Genomic DNA, 16,897 nt, shown 5'->3' with positions numbered 1-16,897 from the left:
TCGGGCTTAAACCGCCGCGATAATCTTAATTTCGACCTTATACTCCGGTTTCATCAGCGTGGCCTGTACAGTGCAGCGTACAGGCGCGTGACCCGCCACCACCCATGCATCCCAGGCTTTGTTCATCGCCGCAAAATCATCTTTATTGGCCAGAAAAATGGTCGCATCCAGAATGCGGGATTTATCGCTGCCCTGTTTTTCCAGCACGGCATCAATTTGCGCCAGCGTGTTGGCCGTTTGCTCGAAGGCATCCGCGTCCAGGTTAGCCGGTACGCCAGTGTAGTAGAGCGTCTGGTTGTGGATCACCACATCAGACCAGCGGGCTTCGGCATCAATGCGCTTAATCGTCATAAACGTTTCCTCGTTATTTTTCGTCATCAGGCGGCAAGACTGCCATATTGTGCCGGCGTCGTCACTATTTGGGGTGGCACTGGAGAGGCGGGACTGACATAATCCCTGTGCAAAAATACAGTGAGAGAGCACCGTGGCAGACGATTTTTCCCCTGAAGGTCAGTTAGCACAAGCGATTCCCGGCTTCAAACCGCGTGAACCTCAGCGGCAGATGGCGCATGCCGTAGCGCACGCTATCGACAAGGCGCAGCCGCTGGTGGTCGAGGCCGGTACCGGCACGGGGAAAACCTACGCGTACCTCGCTCCGGCGCTGCGGGCAAAAAAGAAGGTCATTATCTCCACCGGTTCAAAAGCGCTGCAGGATCAGCTCTACAGCCGTGATTTGCCCACCGTGGCGAAAGCGCTGAAATACAAGGGCCGACTGGCGCTGCTGAAAGGCCGTTCTAACTACCTTTGCCTGGAACGCCTTGAACAGCAGGCGCTGGCGGGCGGCGATCTGCCGGTTCAGACCCTGAGCGACGTGATTATCCTTCGCGCCTGGGCCAACCAGACGGAAGAGGGGGATATCAGCACCTGTGCGAGCGTGCCGGAAGACTCTCCTGCCTGGCCGCTGGTGACCAGCACCAACGACAACTGCCTCGGCAGCGACTGTCCGCTGTATAAAGACTGCTTTGTGGTGAAAGCGCGTAAAACGGCGATGGATGCCGATGTGGTGGTGGTCAACCACCATCTGTTCCTCGCAGATATGGTGGTTAAGGACAGCGGCTTCGGTGAGCTGATCCCTGAAGCGGATGTCATGATCTTCGATGAAGCCCACCAGCTTCCGGATATCGCCAGCCAGTATTTTGGCCAGTCGCTCTCCAGCCGCCAGCTGCAGGACCTGGCAAAAGATTTCACCATCGCCTACCGGACCGAACTCAAAGATACCCAGCAGCTGCAGAAGTGTGCCGACCGCCTGGCGCAAAGCGCGCAGGATTTCCGTTTACAGCTTGGTGAACCCGGCTATCGCGGTAACCTGCGCGAGCTGCTGGCGGACAAAAACATCCAGCGCGCGCTGCTGCTGCTCGACGATGCCCTTGAACTCTGTTATGACGTCGCGAAGCTGTCGCTTGGTCGCTCCGCACTGCTGGATGCCGCCTTCGAACGCGCCACGTTGTACCGCGGACGGTTGAAACGGCTGAAAGAAATCAACCAGCCAGGGTACAGCTACTGGTATGAATGCACCTCGCGCCACTTCACCCTGGCGCTTACGCCGCTGACCGTGGCCGATAAATTTAAAGAGGTGATGGCGCAGAAACCGGGAAGCTGGATCTTTACCTCGGCAACCCTGTCGGTGAATGACGATCTGCACCACTTTACCGAGCGCCTCGGCATTGAGCAGGCGGAGTCGCTGCTGCTGCCAAGCCCGTTTGATTATGAAAAGCAGGCGCTGCTCTGCGTCCCGCGCAATTTACCGCTGCCAAACCAGCCGGGCGCCGCGCGTCATCTGGCGGCGATGCTAAAGCCCATGATTGAGGCCAACAACGGGCGCTGCTTTATGCTTTGCACGTCGCACGCCATGATGCGTGACCTCGCCGAGCAGTTCCGTGCCACCATGACTCTGCCGGTGCTGTTGCAGGGGGAAACCAGCAAAGGACAACTGCTCCAGCAGTTTGTCAGCGCCGGTAATGCCCTGCTGGTTGCCACCAGCAGCTTCTGGGAAGGGGTGGACGTGCGTGGCGATACGCTCTCGCTGGTCATTATTGACAAACTGCCGTTTACCTCCCCGGATGACCCGCTGTTGAAAGCGCGGATGGAAGACTGCCGCCTGCGCGGAGGCGATCCGTTCGACGAGGTTCAGCTGCCTGAGGCGGTCATCACGCTCAAGCAAGGGGTAGGGCGCTTAATCCGCGACGTGACCGATCGCGGCGTGCTGGTTATCTGCGATAACCGGCTGGTCATGCGCCCTTACGGCGCAACCTTCCTTGCGAGCCTCCCTCCAGCGCCACGGACGCGGGATATAAAACGCGCGGTGCGTTTTCTGGCAAACCCAACGGCGGAGTAATTTGCCCCGGAGTGTGCTAAGATGCGCGCCATTTTGTGACTGACCCTTGCGAGAGCGCGACGACTGATGCGAATTCTGGCTATTGATACCGCAACAGAGGCTTGCTCTGTTGCTCTGCTGAGTGATGGTGCTGTTTCTGCTCATTTCGAAGAGTGCCCACGGGAACACACCCAACGTATTCTGCCCCTGGTAAAAGACATTTTAACTCAGGGCAACACCGCCTTAACCGACCTTGATGCCCTGGCCTTTGGCCGCGGGCCCGGCAGCTTTACGGGCGTCCGTATTGGCATTGGCATTGCTCAGGGACTGGCGCTGGGCGCTGACCTGCCGATGATCGGCGTCTCTACGCTTGCGACGATGGCGCAGGGGGCCTGGCGTATGACGGGCGCCACCCGCGTGCTGGCCGCCATTGATGCCCGCATGGGGGAAGTTTACTGGGCGGAATATACTCGTGATGAAAACGGCGTCTGGCACGGCGAAGAGACGGAAGCGGTACTTAAACCTGACGCGGTCACTGAACGTCTTAAGCAACTGTCCGGCGAGTGGGCGACCGTGGGGACGGGCTGGCCGGCATGGCCAGACATGGCGAACGACACTGGCGTGACGCTGGTGGACGGCAACATGCTGCTGCCAGCGGCGGAAGACATGCTTCCGATTGCCACTCAGCTGCTCGCAGCAGGAAAAACCGTTGCCGTTGAACACGCGGAGCCGGTTTATTTGCGAAACACCGTCGCGTGGAAGAAACTTCCGGGCCGCGAGTGAATCTCAGTAACAGGAACTGAGAAAAAGGAGTCGCATCATGGCGGTTCAGACTAAAGTAGTACGCCTTTTTATGGCAGGCGCGGTTGCCATAGCACTGAGCGGATGCGTATCCGTCCCTGATGCGATCAAGGGCAGTAGCCCGACGCCCCAGCAGGATCTGGTTCGGGTGATGAATGCGCCTGAGCTTTACGTCGGCCAGGAAGCGCGCTTCGGCGGGAAAGTGATCGAGGTGCAGAACCAGCAGGGGAAAACCCGGCTGGAGATTGCTACCGTGCCGCTGGACAGCGGTGCGCGACCCGTACTGGGTGAGGCCTCCCGGGGACGCATCTATGCGGATGTCAGTGGTTTCCTCGATCCCGTTGATTTCCGTGGGCAACTGGTGACCGTCGTCGGACCGATAACCGGCGCCGTGCAGGGTAAAATCGGCAACACGCCTTATAAATTCATGACCATGCAGGTCAATGGGTATAAACGCTGGCGTCTGGCACAGCAGGTGATCATGCCGCCTCAGCCGATTGACCCGTGGATGTGGGGTCCGCATCCTTATCGTTATGGTTACCCGGGTTGGGGCTGGTATAACCCCGGTCCTGCGCAGGTCCAGACGATCGTAACTGAGTAACTTACTGTTATTGCTAGGAAAGAGACAGCGGCTTAGCCGCTGTCTCTGTTTTTTTACGGATAATACGAAAAAAAAGAGTGACGCGCTTCGCAACCTTAAATCTGAACAATTAATAAACTGGTACGCTGAGTTAATATAATGTTAACAAACTGTTTATTATCGGGGTTGTGATGACGACGAACACTCATTTCAGAGGTGATGCATTGAAAAAGGTTTGGCTTAACCGTTATCCCGCAGATGTTCCTGCCGAGATCAATCCTGACCGTTATCAATCCCTGGTTGAATTATTTGAACACTCGGTAAGGCGTTACGCAGACCAGCCCGCATTTGTGAATATGGGCGAGGTAATGACGTTCCGTAAGCTTGAGGAGCGTAGCCGGGCGTTTGCGGCCTATCTGCAGGAAGGGCTTGGGCTGCAAAAAGGGGACCGCGTCGCGCTGATGATGCCGAACCTGCTGCAATACCCGGTGGCGCTGTTCGGTATCCTGCGTGCCGGGATGATTGTCGTCAACGTCAACCCGCTTTACACCCCGCGCGAGCTGGAACACCAGCTCAATGACAGCGGTGCGGTGGCGATAGTTATTGTTTCTAACTTTGCCCATACCCTGGAAAAAGTGGTCGACAAAACCCAGGTTAAACATGTCATCCTGACGCGCATGGGGGATCAGCTGTCCACCGCCAAAGGGACGCTGGTTAACTTTGTGGTTAAATACGTCAAGCGCCTGGTGCCAAAATACCATCTGCCGGATGCCATCTCCTTCCGCCGCGCGCTGCATGCGGGCTATCGCATGCAATACGTCAAACCGGAAGTGGTCTCTGAGGACCTCGCTTTTCTGCAATACACCGGCGGCACAACCGGCGTGGCCAAAGGGGCGATGCTAACCCACCGCAACATGCTGGCAAACCTTGAACAGGTCAATGCCACCTACGGGCCGCTGCTGCATCCGGGCAAAGAACTGGTGATCACGGCGCTACCGCTGTATCACATTTTCGCGCTGACCATGAACTGCCTGCTGTTTATTGAGCTGGGCGGTCAAAACGTCCTGATCACTAACCCGCGAGACATTCCGGGGCTGGTGAAAGAGCTGGCAAAATACCCCTTCACCGCCATGACCGGGGTAAATACCTTGTTCAACGCGCTGCTCAACAATAAAGAATTCCAGCAGCTGGATTTCTCAACTTTGCACCTCTCTGCGGGAGGCGGTATGCCGGTTCAGCAGGCGGTCGCCGAGCGCTGGGTGAAACTCACCGGGCAGTATCTGCTGGAAGGTTATGGCCTGACGGAATGCGCACCGCTGGTCAGCGTCAACCCGCATGACATTGACTACCACAGCGGAAGCATTGGCCTGCCGGTTCCCTCCACGGAGGCCAAACTGGTCGATGACAACGATAACGACGTCGCGCCGGGCGAACCGGGCGAGCTATGCGTGAAAGGGCCGCAGGTGATGCTGGGCTACTGGCAACGCCCGGATGCAACAGACGAAATCATTAAAGACGGCTGGCTGCATACCGGCGATATTGCGGTGATGGATGACGAAGGCTTCCTGCGCATCGTCGATCGCAAAAAAGATATGATTCTGGTCTCCGGTTTCAACGTCTATCCGAACGAAATCGAAGACGTGGTCATGCAGCACAGCGGCGTGCTGGAAGTTGCGGCGGTGGGCGTGCCTTCCGGCAGCAGCGGGGAAGCGGTGAAGATATTTGTGGTCAAAAAAGATCCTTCACTCACCGAGGAAGCGCTGATAACGTTCTGTCGTCGTCAGCTGACGGGCTATAAAGTGCCGAAGCTGGTGGAATTCCGCGATGAGCTGCCGAAATCCAACGTCGGGAAGATATTACGACGAGAATTACGTGACGAAGCCCGTGCCAAAGTAGACAATAAGGCCTGAGCTTCACGTTAATCGCCCTGACGCCGGTTAAGCCGGCGTTTTTTATGGGCGCAAACAAAAGAGAATCCGATTTGAATTACCAGATGATCACGACCAACGACGAGCTGGCTTCGCTGTGCGAAGTGACGCGCGACTTTCCTGCCATCGCTCTGGATACCGAGTTTGTCCGTACCCGGACGTACTATCCGCAGCTGGGTTTGATTCAGATGTATGACGGCAAGCACGTCTCGCTGATCGACCCGCTCGGCATCACCGACTGGACGCCGATGCGTGACCTGCTGCTGGATACGGCAGTAACGAAATACCTGCACGCAGGCAGTGAAGATCTGGAAGTTTTTCTGAATACCTTTGGCATCATGCCTCAGCCGCTGATCGATACGCAGATCCTTGCGGCTTTTAGCGGTCGTCCGCTCTCCTGGGGCTTTGCCGCCATGGTGGAGGAGTATACGGGCCTGACGCTGGACAAAAGTGAATCCCGTACTGACTGGCTGGCGCGCCCGCTTACCGAACGTCAGCTGGAATATGCGGCGGCAGACGTGTTTTACCTTCTGCCGATTGCCGGACAACTGATGAAAGAGGCGGAGGCCTCCGGATGGCTCTCTGCCGCGCTGGACGAGTGTCGTATGACGCAGCTGCGTCGCCAGGAAGTGGTTGATCCGAAAGAGGCATGGCGTGAGATCAGCAACGCCTGGCAGCTGCGTACGCGTCAGCTGGCGTGCCTGCAGCTGTTAGCGGACTGGCGTTTACGCAAAGCGCGCGAGCGCGATCTGGCGGTTAACTTTGTGGTGCGCGAGGAACATCTCTGGGCAGTTGCGCGCTATATGCCGGGCAGCCTGGGGGAGCTGGACAGCATTGGGCTTTCGGGCAGTGAGATCCGTTTCCACGGTAAAACCCTGCTGGCGCTGGTCGCAAAAGCGCAGGCGTTGCCGGAAGATGCGCTGCCGGAACCGCTGTTGAATCTGATGGATATGCCGGGTTACCGCAAAGCGTTTAAGGATATCAAAGCGCTGGTGCAGAACGTCGCCACTGAAAGTAAGCTGAGTGCTGAGCTGCTGGCATCGCGTCGTCAGATTAACCAGCTGCTGAACTGGCACTGGAAGCTGAAACCGCAGAATGGCCTGCCGGAACTGATGGCGGGCTGGCGTGGAGAATTGATGGCCGATCGTATGAATACTCTGCTGGAAGGGTATCCGCGGTAAAAAATATGCCGGGCGATATACCCGGCATATTCCCCCGGTGGCGCTGCGCTTACCGGGGCTACAAAATCAGAACCCTACGGGCGCGACTCTTCCGCTTCCGGAAGCGTCACGTTCAGCTCCAGAATCGAAATATCCCCGTCTTTTTGCTCCAGCTGCACCGTGACCATCTCCGGGTCAATCTGTACGTACTTACAGATCACTTCCAGGATGTCCTTACGCAGCTGCGGCAGGTAATGAGGCTCGGCGTCGCTACGACGACGCTCCGCAACGATGATTTGCAGACGTTCTTTTGCGATGTTGGCGGTGTTCTTTTTCCGCGAGAGAAAAAAGTCCAGTAATGCCATAACTTATCCTCCGAACAGGCGTTTGAGGAAACCTTTCTTCTCTTCTTCAATGAAGCGGAAAGGACGTTCTTCTCCCAGCAGACGGTCAACAGTATCAGCATAAGCTTTACCTGCATCTGCCGTCGTATCAAGGATCACGGGCTCGCCCTGGTTAGAGGCGCGCAGCACGGACTGGTCTTCCGGGATGACGCCCACCAGTTTAATGCGCAGGATCTCCAGTACGTCTTCCATGCTCAGCATGTCACCTTTGTTGACGCGACCCGGGTTATAACGGGTCAGCAGCAGGTGCTCTTTGATCGGCTCTTCGCCATTTTCCGCACGACGGGATTTGGAGGCGAGGATGCCGAGAATACGGTCGGAGTCACGCACGGATGAGACTTCAGGGTTGGTGGTGATGATCGCTTCATCAGCAAAGTAGAGTGCCATCAGGGCACCGGTTTCGATGCCGGCAGGGGAGTCACAGACAACGAAGTCGAACTCCATTTTTCTCAGCTCCTCGAGTACCTTTTCGACACCTTCACGGGTCAGGGCGTCTTTGTCACGCGTCTGAGAGGCCGGGAGGATGTAGAGGTTCTCGGTGCGCTTGTCTTTAATCAGCGCCTGGTTCAGCGTGGCATCGCCCTGAATGACGTTGACGAAGTCATACACGACGCGACGCTCACACCCCATGATCAGGTCGAGGTTACGCAGACCGATATCGAAGTCGATAACGACGGTTTTCTTTCCCTTCTGGGCCAAACCAGTAGCGATGGCCGCGCTGGAGGTGGTCTTGCCAACGCCTCCTTTACCCGAAGTAACAACAATAATGCGTGCCATAGAAATTCCTTGTTAAAAAGGGATCAATTCAACGGTTGAACGGTCAACGCGTCGTCTGCCAGTCGCAGACGAGCCGCTTTGCCATAAAATTCGGCTGGGATCTTGTCGCTCAGCCAATATTCACCTGCGATGGACACCAGTTCCGCCGTCAGGTGAGTACAAAATATTTGCGCGTCCCGATCGCCACTTGCGCCTGCGAGCGCACGTCCACGCATCATACCGTAAACGTGAATATTGCCATCTGCAATAAGCTCTGCGCCAGCACTGACGTGGCTTGTAACAATCAGATCACAGTTTGGTGCATAAATGCGCTGACCGGAACGAACCGGTACGTCAATCATTCGCGTTTTTGTGACGGGAGTAACGTTTTGCACCACAGGAGGGGGCGCCTGCACGGCAGCAGGCGCTGCACGCGGGGCTTTTTCTTTACCTTCATTAAGAAGGGGCAGCCCGGCACGGTCGATTTCCGCTTTCAGCTCGCTATCTTTACAGCCACTGATGCCGACAATTCGCAGGCCAGTAGAGGAGACGGCCTGCTGGAGAAGTTTCCAGTTAACCGGAGCCTCAAGACCACTCACGTTGATAACAACAGGGGCGTGTTTCAGAAAAGCGGGAGCCTGCGCGATTTTGTCTTCTAACGCCTGACGAATAACCTCGGGTTTTGCATCATGCAAATGTACCACTGATAAGGTGAAGCTACTGCCTTTAAGCTCGATGGGCGTGTTTGACATCCTGGCCTTACTCAATTTGCTATTAACCGCAACCATTCGCTGCGATATTCCGAAGAGTATCAGGCATGTTATAGTCAGGAGTATATTGAGGCAAGCAACCACCCATTAATTCAGAGTAAAAACATGTTTTGTGTGATCTACAGAAGTACAAGCCGTGACCAGACCTATCTTTATGTCGAAAAGAAAGACGATTTTTCACGCGTGCCTGAAGAATTAATGAAGAGCTTTGGCCGACCACAGCTGGCGATGCTGCTGCCGCTGGATGGTCGTAAGAAACTGGTCAATGCCGATCTGGATAAAGTGAAAACGGCATTAGCCGAGCAAGGCTATTATTTACAGCTTCCACCACCGCCTGAGAATTTATTAAAACAGCACCTTGAGGCGAACGGGAAAAAATAGTCTCAGCTGTTTCGGGCGCATCACATCAACCGATTAGGGGTCGAGCATGTATCAACATCATAACTGGCAAGGTGCGTTACTGGATTATCCCGTCAGCAAAGTGGTCTGCGTGGGCAGTAACTACGCAAAGCATATTCAGGAGATGGGCAGCGCAACACCAGAAGAGCCGGTTCTGTTTATTAAGCCAGAGACGGCGCTTTGCGATATCCGCCAGCCGCTGGCGTTGCCGCAGGGGCTGGGGTCAGTGCATCACGAAGTTGAGCTCGCGGTGCTGATCGGCGCCACGCTGCGCCAGGCCTCCGAAGAGCATGTCCAGAAAGCGATTGCTGGCTACGGCGTCGCGCTGGATCTGACGCTGCGTGATGTGCAGGGAAAAATGAAGAAGGCCGGGCAGCCGTGGGAAAAAGCCAAAGGCTTTGACAACGCGTGTCCGATTTCGGGATTCATTCCGGTCAGTGAATTTACCACCGATCCACAGAACACGCCGCTCAGCCTGAAGGTGAACGGTGACATCCGCCAGCAGGGCAGCACGGCAGACATGATCCATAAGATTGTGCCGCTGATTGCCTACATGAGCCGCTTCTTCACCCTTAAACCAGGCGATGTGATCCTGACCGGTACGCCTGAAGGGGTTGGCCCGCTCCTCAGCGGCGATGAACTGGAGGTCGGTTTTAACGGCCTGTCGCTGAAAACCCGTGTGCTGTAACCACATCTTGCCGCCTGAAGAGGGCGGCAAAACTTGCAACAACGTGCCAGACTCGTTATAAGGTGCGCTTTCTTTTGACGTGTGGACATCCTGATGAACGACATCCCTTTCTGGCAAAGCAAAACTCTTGACGACATGACTGACGCGGAATGGGAATCATTGTGCGACGGCTGCGGGCAGTGCTGCCTGCACAAGCTGATGGATGAAGATACGGACGAAATCTACTTCACCAACGTGGCCTGCAAGCAGTTGAACATTAAAACCTGCCAGTGCCGCAACTATGAGCGTCGGTTCGAATTTGAGCCGGACTGCATCAAGTTAACCCGTGATAATCTGCCCACCTTTGAATGGCTGCCCCATACCTGCGCGTATCGCCTGCTGGCGGAAGGGAAAGGGTTACCAGACTGGCATCCGTTGCTCACCGGTTCGAAAGCGGCGATGCACGGCGAGCGCATTTCGGTGCGCCACATCGCGGTGAAAGAGTCCGAGGTGCGGGACTGGGAAGACCATATTATGAATCACCCTAATCGGTGATAATAAAAAACCCGCCGAGGCGGGTTTTTTATTATGCGCTGTTGTGTCGGGTGGCGCTGCGCTTACCCGACCTACAAAACTGACGTTGCCGTTTTGCTTTTACCTTCCGAACAAATCACGTTTCTTCGGCTTGAACGGCTGGGCAATCAGCACCAGCAACGCCACGATGAAGTAGGCGACAAAAATCCCCACCAGCCACTGTGGCATCTCCAGCGTCAGGAATTCCCACTGACGGACAGAGCAGTCACCGGATGCGACAAACACCTGCGGCAGCCATTTATCCAGCGGCAGCCAGCTCGGGAAGCGGGCGGCAAAATCACAGGTCATAAACGGTGACGGATGCAGCTGCATCATGGTGTGCTGCCAGGAGAGTTCAATTCCTTTCCAGGCGCTGTACAGCCAGATTGCAATACCCGCGTAGCGCAACGGCGATTTCGGGGCGATGGCGCCTACCAGGCCCGCACCCATAATGCCAAACAGGGCGCAGCGCTCGTAGATACAGAGCACGCAGGGTTTCAGCCCCATCACGTGCTGGAACCACAGCGCGACCATTTCCAGCGCAAAGGCGGTCAGGGCCATCAACAACCACGCTCCGCGACCGCGAGAGCACTGGTTTAAAAATCTCAACATAATCATTTCCCTGGAACATGCTTAGAAAGCGCAGTGTAAACGAATTCGTTTTTCGCGCCACCTGTACCTGACGAAATAAAACGTAATCGGATGTTTATCGTGCGAAAAGGCAAACGGGCAGCGAACTGCCCGAGAGGCCTCATTTAGTGCGCCGCAAGTATACCCGCTTGTATCAGCCATTGCGTACAGGGAATGAGGGTAATTTTGACGCAAAGCAATCCCACAATTGTGAGTACCAGCGTATAGGGCAGCGCCATCCAGACCATTCTTCCATAAGAAAGACGTATGAGTGGCGCAAGGGCAGAGGTCAGCAGGAACAGGAAGGCGGCTTGTCCATTTGGCGTCGCTACCGACGGCAGGTTAGTGCCGGTATTGATGGCCACGGCCAGCAGCTCAAACTGTCCTGCGTTAATAATGCCTTCTTCCATCGCGGATTTGGCTTCGTTGATGTAGACCGTCCCGACAAAGACGTTATCGGAGATGGACGACAGGAGGCCGTTAAACAGATAGAAGAGCGTAAGCTGCGCGTCTGGTGCAGCCTGCAGCACAAAGGTAATTATGGGGGCAAACAGATGCTGATCGATAATCACCGCCACAACCGCGAAGAAGACGGCCAGCAGCGCGGTAAATGGCAGGGCTTCCGTAAACGCTTTGCCAATAGCATGCTCATCCGTTACGCCGCTAAAGGTGGTCGCAAGAATAATGACGGAGAGGCCAATCAACCCCACCTCTGCAAGATGGAATGCCAGCGCGACGATAAGCCAGACGCCAATGATACCCTGCGCAATCAGACGCAGCGTCTCTTGCCGCGTGCGCTGTTTGCGGCTCTGCTCGTCAAATTTATGCAGCTCACTGCGGACCGGCTCAGGCAGTTGCGCGCCGTAGCCGAATACCCTGAACTTTTCGACCAGAATGCAGGTTGCTAACCCGCAGATAAGGACAGGCACGCTCACGGGGGCCATGCGCAGGAAAAACTCGCCAAAATGCCATTCAGCCGCTTTGGCGATGATCAGGTTTTGCGGCTCACCCACCATGGTCATCACGCCGCCCAACGCAGTCCCTACGCCAGCATGCATCATCAGACTGCGCAGAAACGCGCGGAACTGCTCCAGCACCTCACGGTTATGCGCCTCAACGTGGCTGTCATCCTGCAAGTCTTCGCCCGGGCGGGACGAGGCCACGCGGTGATAAATCCCGTAAAACCCGACGGCGACGCTGATCACCACCGCAACAACGGTCAAGGCATCCAGGAAGGCCGAAAGAAAGGCAGCAGCAAGGCAAAACGCCAGCGACAATACCGTTTTAGACGGAATGCTGAGCAACAGGCGAGTGAAGATAAACAGCAGCAGCTGTTTCATAAAGTAGATCCCGGCCACCATAAATATCAGCAGCAGGAGCACTTCCAGATTTGACGCCAGCTCTGCTTTTACATGCTCAGCAGACGTCATCCCGATGACCACTGCTTCAAAAGCCAGCAGACCGCCAGGCAGCAGAGGGTAACATTTCAGCGCCATTGCCAGGGTGAAGATAAACTCCGCCACCAGCAGCCATCCGGCGATAAACGGGTTCACGCTAAAAATAAGGGGGTTAACGACCAGGAAAACCAGCAGTATCAGTTTGTACCAGTCAGGAGACTGACCTAAAAAATTGCGCCACAGCGCGCGCCCAAAAGAAATTTCCACAACAGACGTCCTTCCCCGTCACGTAAAACAAAACATCAGTATACGCAAAATTGCGGCCCGGCGGCGGATAAGCGAGCATTGTAAATTTCATAAAAATGAAACGGCGATCCCTCTTTTCTCTCTTTACCGCGCTACCTGCCGCTGCATGCCTCTGGTATGATGAGTGCAATTTGCTAAAGCTGTGTAATGGAAATCTCACTATGGTCATTAAGGCGCAGAGCCCGGCGGGTTTCGCGGAAGAGTACATCATTGAAAGCATCTGGAATAATCGCTTCCCTGCAGGGTCCATTCTTCCGGCTGAACGCGAACTCTCTGAACTGATTGGCGTCACTCGCACCACGCTGCGTGAAGTGCTTCAGCGACTGGCGCGTGATGGATGGTTGACGATCCAGCACGGCAAGCCGACAAAAGTAAACAACTTCTGGGAAACCTCGGGGCTGAACATTCTTGAAACGCTGGCGCGCCTCGACCACGAAAGCGTACCGCAGCTCATTGATAATCTGCTCTCCGTGCGTACCAACATCGCGACGATCTTTATTCGTACCGCTTTCCGTCAGCACCCGGAAGATGCGCTTGCAGTGCTGGCCAGCGCAAACGAGGTCGAAGACCATGCCGATGCCTTTGCCACCCTCGATTACAACGTCTTCCGCGGTCTGGCGTTTGCCTCCGGCAACCCGATTTACGGTCTTATCCTCAACGGGATGAAAGGGCTCTATACCCGCATTGGTCGTCACTACTTTGCCAATCCCGAAGCGCGCAGTCTGGCACTGGGTTTCTACCATAAGCTCAGCAAGCTCTGCACTGAAGGGCTGCACGATCAGGTTTATGAAACCGTGCGTCGCTACGGTCATGATTCCGGTGAAATCTGGCATCGCATGCAAAAAACGCTGCCGGGCGATTTAGCGATTCAGAGTCGCTGAAAGAAAAACCTCTCAAGTGAGAGGTTTTTTTTCGCCCGGTGGCGCTTCGCTTACCGGGCTTACAAAACCCGTAGGCCGGGTAAGGCGTAGCCGCCACCCGGCAAAAAACATTACAACGTATTCAACCGCGCCGGGCAACGTTCCAGCAGTTCTACGCTGCCGTCCTCATTCTGCTGTTCCAGCTGCACGTCAAAGCCCCACAGGCGGTGAACATGCTTCAGCACCTCTTTACGTCCTTTATCCAGCGGCGCGCGGTTGTGCGGGATATAACGCAGCGTCAGAGAACGGTCACCGCGTAAATCGACGTTCCAGACCTGAATATTGGGCTCAAGATTGCTCAGGTTGTACTGAGAAGAGAGCCGTGAGCGGATCTCGCGGTACCCCTCTTCGTTATGAATCGCAGAAATCTCCAGGTAGTTGTTACGATCATCGTCCAGCACGGTGAAGAAGCGGAAATCACGCATGATCTTCGGCGACATAAACTGGCTGATAAAGCTCTCGTCCTTAAAATCGCGCATCGCAAAATGCAGCGTTTCAAGCCAGTCTGAACCGGCGATATCCGGGAACCAGTACTTGTCTTCTTCCGTTGGCGACTGACAGATACGCTTAATATCTTGAAACATCGCAAAGCCAAGCGCATACGGGTTAATCCCGCTGTACCACGGGCTGTTATAAGGCGGCTGAAACACGACGTTGGTATGGCTGTGGAGAAACTCCATCATGAACCGCTCGGTCACTTTCCCCTCGTCATACAGATGGTTGAGGATGGTGTAGTGCCAGAATGTCGCCCAGCCTTCGTTCATCACCTGCGTCTGTTTCTGCGGATAGAAATACTGGCTGACCTTGCGCACGATGCGCAGGATCTCACGCTGCCACGGCTCCAGCAGCGGGGCGTTTTTCTCCATAAAGTAGAGCAGGTTTTCCTGCGGCTCGGAGGGATAACGACGCGTCTCGGCGACGGCTTTCTCTTCCTCACGCTTCGGCAGGGTGCGCCACAGCATGTTCACCTGGCTTTGCAGATACTCTTCGCGGCTTTTCTGTCGGGCTTTCTCCTCCTGCAGGGAGATTTTCTGCGGGCGTTTGTAGCGGTCCACGCCGTAGTTCATCAGGGCGTGGCAGGAGTCGAGCAGTTTCTCCACCTCATCCACGCCATAACGCTCTTCGCAGTCGGTGATGTATTTACGCGCGAAGATCAGGTAATCAACGATGGAGCTGGCATCCGTCCAGCTGCGGAAGAGATAGTTATTTTTGAAAAACGAGTTATGGCCGTAACAGGCGTGGGCCATCACCAGCGCCTGCATGGTAATGGTGTTCTCTTCCATTAAATACGCAATACACGGATTGGAGTTAATCACAATCTCATACGCCAGCCCCTGCTGACCGTGTTTATACAGGCGCTCCGTTTCAATGAATTTTTTACCAAACGACCAGTGCGGATAGTTGATCGGCATCCCGACGCTGGAGTAAGCGTCCATCATCTGTTCAGAGGTAATCACCTCAATTTGATGGGGATAGGTATCCAGGCGATACAGTTTTGCCACCCGGTCGATTTCGGCGAGGTAGACATCCAGCAGCTCGAAGGTCCAGTCGGGTCCATCGCTCAGACGTGTGTTGTCCTTGTTCAGGGAATCAATAGTAGCCATTAGCGCGCCCTCGTTGTGGGTGCTCTCTCTGTCTGGAGAGCCTCCTTTCAAGCATAGATCAACGTGTTAAAAAGCGTGCCCGACAAGAAATTTTTTCTTTGCGATTTCCCGTTTTTGATACGGCAAAATAAGCGACTCCTTCAGCATTTTATGCTGGTTAAAAATAAAGCTCAGCATGAGATCCCAAATTAGCACCATCCCCTGATACTGGGGGATGTGTGAGGCAAGTCACCATAAAAAAGTCGTATGTTGAATAATATTTTCAACTAGGTTATCAATCTGTAATTAGAAGATTGTTCTTTTGCACATTATGGAGTGGCTATGCGTGTTGTCATACTGGGAAGTGGTGTCGTTGGCGTAACCAGCGCCTGGTATTTAAGTCAGGCAGGACATGAGGTTACCGTTATCGATCGTGAATCCGGCCCGGCGCTTGAAACCAGTGCGGCGAATGCCGGGCAAATCTCTCCGGGGTATGCGGCGCCGTGGGCAGCCCCTGGCGTACCGCTGAAGGCGATCAAATGGATGTTCCAGCGCCATGCGCCGCTGGCCATCAGCCTTGACGGCACGCCGTTCCAGCTGAAGTGGATGTGGCAGATGCTGCGCAACTGCGATACCCGCCACTACATGGAAAACAAAGGGCGCATGGTGCGCCTGGCGGAATACAGCCGTGACTGTCTTAAGACCCTGCGCGCGTCGACCGGCATTGAGTACGAAGGCCGTCAGGGCGGCACGCTGCAGCTGTTCCGCACCGCGCAACAGTATGAAAACGCCACCCGCGATATCGCCGTGCTGGAAGGTGCCGGCGTACCTTACCAGCTGCTGGAGGCCAGCCAGCTGGGGCAGGTGGAGCCTGCCCTGGCGGAAGTGGCGCATAAACTGACGGGCGGCCTGCGTCTTCCTAATGACGAAACCGGCGACTGTCAGCTCTTTACCCAGCGTCTGGCGCACATGTGCGAGCAGGCGGGGGTGAAATTCCGCTTTAACACCGCTGTCGACAAGCTGCTGTCGGAAGGGGAAAAAATTTACGGCGTGAAGTGTGGCGACGAGGTGATCAAAGCGGATGCCTACGTGATGGCATTTGGCTCGTACTCCACCGCCATGCTGAAAGGCATTCTCGATATTCCTGTTTATCCGCTGAAGGGCTACTCGCTGACCATTCCGGTGAAAGAAGAGAGCGGCGCCCCGGTATCAACCATCCTGGATGAAACCTACAAAATCGCCATTACCCGCTTCGATAACCGCATCCGCGTGGGCGGCATGGCGGAAATTGTCGGCTTCAACACCGACCTCCTGCAGCCGCGTCGTGAAACGCTGGAGATGGTGGTGGGGGACCTGTTCCCGCGCGGGGGCTTTGTTGAGCAGGCGACATTCTGGACCGGTCTGCGTCCGATGACCCCGGACGGTACGCCGATTGTTGGCCGTACGCCGTTTAAAAATTTGTGGACCAATACCGGACACGGCACGCTGGGCTGGACGATGGCCTGCGGATCCGGTCAGCTGCTGAGCGACCTGATTTCCGGGCGCACGCCAGCCATTCCATTTGACGATTTAAGTGCGGCGCGCTATCAATCAGGGTTCACGCCATCGCGTCCACAGCATCTGCACGGCGCGCATAACTAAGGAGTTGT

At 55.4% G+C, this 16,897-nt stretch carries 17 protein-coding genes; 10 read left to right on the top strand and 7 right to left on the bottom strand.

The features are described 5' to 3' along the window. Positions 1-6 precede the first annotated feature (6 nt). A complete protein-coding gene (locus tag L3068_RS13660) occupies positions 7-351 on the bottom strand; it encodes a RidA family protein (protein ID WP_014884272.1) in 345 nt (114 codons plus the stop codon). A gap of 133 nt (positions 352-484) precedes the next feature. On the opposite strand from L3068_RS13660, the gene yoaA reads away from it, so the two are divergent. From yoaA to rnd, 5 genes are all read left to right on the top strand, one after another. After that, positions 485-2,395 carry a DNA repair helicase YoaA gene (yoaA, locus tag L3068_RS13655; protein WP_023330632.1) on the top strand — a complete coding sequence of 637 codons (1,911 nt, stop codon included), beginning with the start codon at positions 485-487 and terminating at the stop codon, positions 2,393-2,395. 66 nt (positions 2,396-2,461) lie between these two features. Next, complete coding sequence (tsaB, locus tag L3068_RS13650; protein WP_014884270.1) at positions 2,462-3,157, top strand: tRNA (adenosine(37)-N6)-threonylcarbamoyltransferase complex dimerization subunit type 1 TsaB; 696 nt, start codon at positions 2,462-2,464, stop codon at positions 3,155-3,157. A 37-nt stretch (positions 3,158-3,194) separates the two neighbouring features. Then, positions 3,195-3,776, top strand: coding sequence for a Slp family lipoprotein (locus L3068_RS13645; protein WP_014884269.1), 582 nt, complete (start codon positions 3,195-3,197; stop codon positions 3,774-3,776). A gap of 203 nt (positions 3,777-3,979) precedes the next feature. Then, positions 3,980-5,665 carry a long-chain-fatty-acid--CoA ligase FadD gene (gene fadD, locus L3068_RS13640; protein WP_074146898.1) on the top strand — a complete coding sequence of 562 codons (1,686 nt, stop codon included), beginning with the start codon at positions 3,980-3,982 and terminating at the stop codon, positions 5,663-5,665. Positions 5,666-5,736: 71 nt separating this feature from the next. Next, the gene (rnd, locus tag L3068_RS13635) at positions 5,737-6,864 is read left to right on the top strand and encodes a ribonuclease D (RefSeq protein WP_117580470.1); all 1,128 of its coding nucleotides are present in this window, start codon (positions 5,737-5,739) and stop codon (positions 6,862-6,864) included. 74 nt (positions 6,865-6,938) lie between these two features. Here the strand turns inward: rnd and minE are convergent, their stop codons facing one another. Genes minE through minC form a run of 3 tightly spaced genes read right to left on the bottom strand, consistent with a single transcriptional unit; the run spans position 6,939 to position 8,755 of the window. Beyond that, the gene (gene minE / locus L3068_RS13630) at positions 6,939-7,208 is read right to left on the bottom strand and encodes a cell division topological specificity factor MinE (RefSeq protein ID WP_008500504.1); all 270 of its coding nucleotides are present in this window, start codon (positions 7,206-7,208) and stop codon (positions 6,939-6,941) included. A 3-nt stretch (positions 7,209-7,211) separates the two neighbouring features. Next, entirely contained in the window at positions 7,212-8,024 is an 813-nt protein-coding gene (minD, locus tag L3068_RS13625) for a septum site-determining protein MinD (protein ID WP_014884266.1), read from the bottom strand. A gap of 23 nt (positions 8,025-8,047) precedes the next feature. Further along, complete coding sequence (minC, locus tag L3068_RS13620) at positions 8,048-8,755, bottom strand: septum site-determining protein MinC (RefSeq protein ID WP_023330629.1); 708 nt, start codon at positions 8,753-8,755, stop codon at positions 8,048-8,050. A gap of 123 nt (positions 8,756-8,878) precedes the next feature. Here minC and L3068_RS13615 point away from each other — a divergent pair, with 123 nt between their 5' ends. The 3 genes from L3068_RS13615 (at position 8,879) to ycgN (ending at position 10,394) form a co-directional block, all read left to right on the top strand. Then, complete coding sequence (locus L3068_RS13615; RefSeq protein WP_014884264.1) at positions 8,879-9,154, top strand: YcgL domain-containing protein; 276 nt, start codon at positions 8,879-8,881, stop codon at positions 9,152-9,154. Between the two features lie 46 nt (positions 9,155-9,200). Beyond that, entirely contained in the window at positions 9,201-9,860 is a 660-nt protein-coding gene (locus L3068_RS13610; protein WP_014884263.1) for a fumarylacetoacetate hydrolase family protein, read from the top strand. Between the two features lie 93 nt (positions 9,861-9,953). Then, on the top strand, positions 9,954-10,394 hold the full coding sequence (gene ycgN / locus L3068_RS13605; RefSeq protein WP_014884262.1) for a cysteine cluster protein YcgN: 441 nt from the start codon (positions 9,954-9,956) through the stop codon (positions 10,392-10,394). 99 nt (positions 10,395-10,493) lie between these two features. Here ycgN and dsbB read toward each other — a convergent pair whose 3' ends face one another. After that, a complete protein-coding gene (gene dsbB / locus L3068_RS13600; protein WP_014884261.1) occupies positions 10,494-11,024 on the bottom strand; it encodes a disulfide bond formation protein DsbB in 531 nt (176 codons plus the stop codon). A 143-nt stretch (positions 11,025-11,167) separates the two neighbouring features. Next, on the bottom strand, positions 11,168-12,706 hold the full coding sequence (gene nhaB, locus L3068_RS13595; RefSeq protein WP_117580409.1) for a Na(+)/H(+) antiporter NhaB: 1,539 nt from the start codon (positions 12,704-12,706) through the stop codon (positions 11,168-11,170). A 200-nt stretch (positions 12,707-12,906) separates the two neighbouring features. Between nhaB and fadR the strand changes: the two genes are divergently transcribed. Next, positions 12,907-13,626, top strand: coding sequence for a fatty acid metabolism transcriptional regulator FadR (gene fadR / locus L3068_RS13590; RefSeq protein WP_014884259.1), 720 nt, complete (start codon positions 12,907-12,909; stop codon positions 13,624-13,626). 110 nt (positions 13,627-13,736) lie between these two features. On the opposite strand, the gene L3068_RS13585 is transcribed toward fadR, so the two are convergent. Further along, on the bottom strand, positions 13,737-15,269 hold the full coding sequence (locus L3068_RS13585; RefSeq protein ID WP_014884258.1) for a SpoVR family protein: 1,533 nt from the start codon (positions 15,267-15,269) through the stop codon (positions 13,737-13,739). Between the two features lie 321 nt (positions 15,270-15,590). Here L3068_RS13585 and L3068_RS13580 point away from each other — a divergent pair, with 321 nt between their 5' ends. After that, positions 15,591-16,889, top strand: a complete 1,299-nt coding sequence (locus L3068_RS13580; RefSeq protein WP_117580405.1) for a D-amino acid dehydrogenase — start codon at positions 15,591-15,593, stop codon at positions 16,887-16,889. Positions 16,890-16,897: the final 8 nt, after the last annotated feature.

Source organism: Enterobacter cloacae complex sp. ECL414 (genome assembly GCF_021869685.1).
In the GTDB taxonomy this organism is placed as follows: Bacteria; Pseudomonadota; Gammaproteobacteria; order Enterobacterales; family Enterobacteriaceae; genus Enterobacter; species Enterobacter kobei.
Note: the sequence above shows the minus strand (reverse complement) of the source record. Positions and strands in the feature narration are given on the sequence as shown.

Bases quoted from the DNA above. Each gene is read 5' to 3' on its own strand.
- dsbB (WP_014884261.1), bottom strand. From the start codon at position 11,024: ATGTTGAGATTTTTAAACCAGTGCTCTCGCGGTCGCGGAGCGTGGTTG.
- L3068_RS13580 (WP_117580405.1), top strand. From the start codon at position 15,591: ATGCGTGTTGTCATACTGGGAAGTGGTGTCGTTGGCGTAACCAGCGCC.
- L3068_RS13610 (WP_014884263.1), top strand. From the start codon at position 9,201: ATGTATCAACATCATAACTGGCAAGGTGCGTTACTGGATTATCCCGTC.
- ycgN (WP_014884262.1), top strand. From the start codon at position 9,954: ATGAACGACATCCCTTTCTGGCAAAGCAAAACTCTTGACGACATGACT.
- L3068_RS13615 (WP_014884264.1), top strand. From the start codon at position 8,879: ATGTTTTGTGTGATCTACAGAAGTACAAGCCGTGACCAGACCTATCTT.
- fadR (WP_014884259.1), top strand. From the start codon at position 12,907: ATGGTCATTAAGGCGCAGAGCCCGGCGGGTTTCGCGGAAGAGTACATC.
- L3068_RS13585 (WP_014884258.1), bottom strand. From the start codon at position 15,269: ATGGCTACTATTGATTCCCTGAACAAGGACAACACACGTCTGAGCGAT.
- tsaB (WP_014884270.1), top strand. From the start codon at position 2,462: ATGCGAATTCTGGCTATTGATACCGCAACAGAGGCTTGCTCTGTTGCT.
- minD (WP_014884266.1), bottom strand. From the start codon at position 8,024: ATGGCACGCATTATTGTTGTTACTTCGGGTAAAGGAGGCGTTGGCAAG.
- L3068_RS13660 (WP_014884272.1), bottom strand. From the start codon at position 351: ATGACGATTAAGCGCATTGATGCCGAAGCCCGCTGGTCTGATGTGGTG.
- L3068_RS13645 (WP_014884269.1), top strand. From the start codon at position 3,195: ATGGCGGTTCAGACTAAAGTAGTACGCCTTTTTATGGCAGGCGCGGTT.
- minC (WP_023330629.1), bottom strand. From the start codon at position 8,755: ATGTCAAACACGCCCATCGAGCTTAAAGGCAGTAGCTTCACCTTATCA.
- minE (WP_008500504.1), bottom strand. From the start codon at position 7,208: ATGGCATTACTGGACTTTTTTCTCTCGCGGAAAAAGAACACCGCCAAC.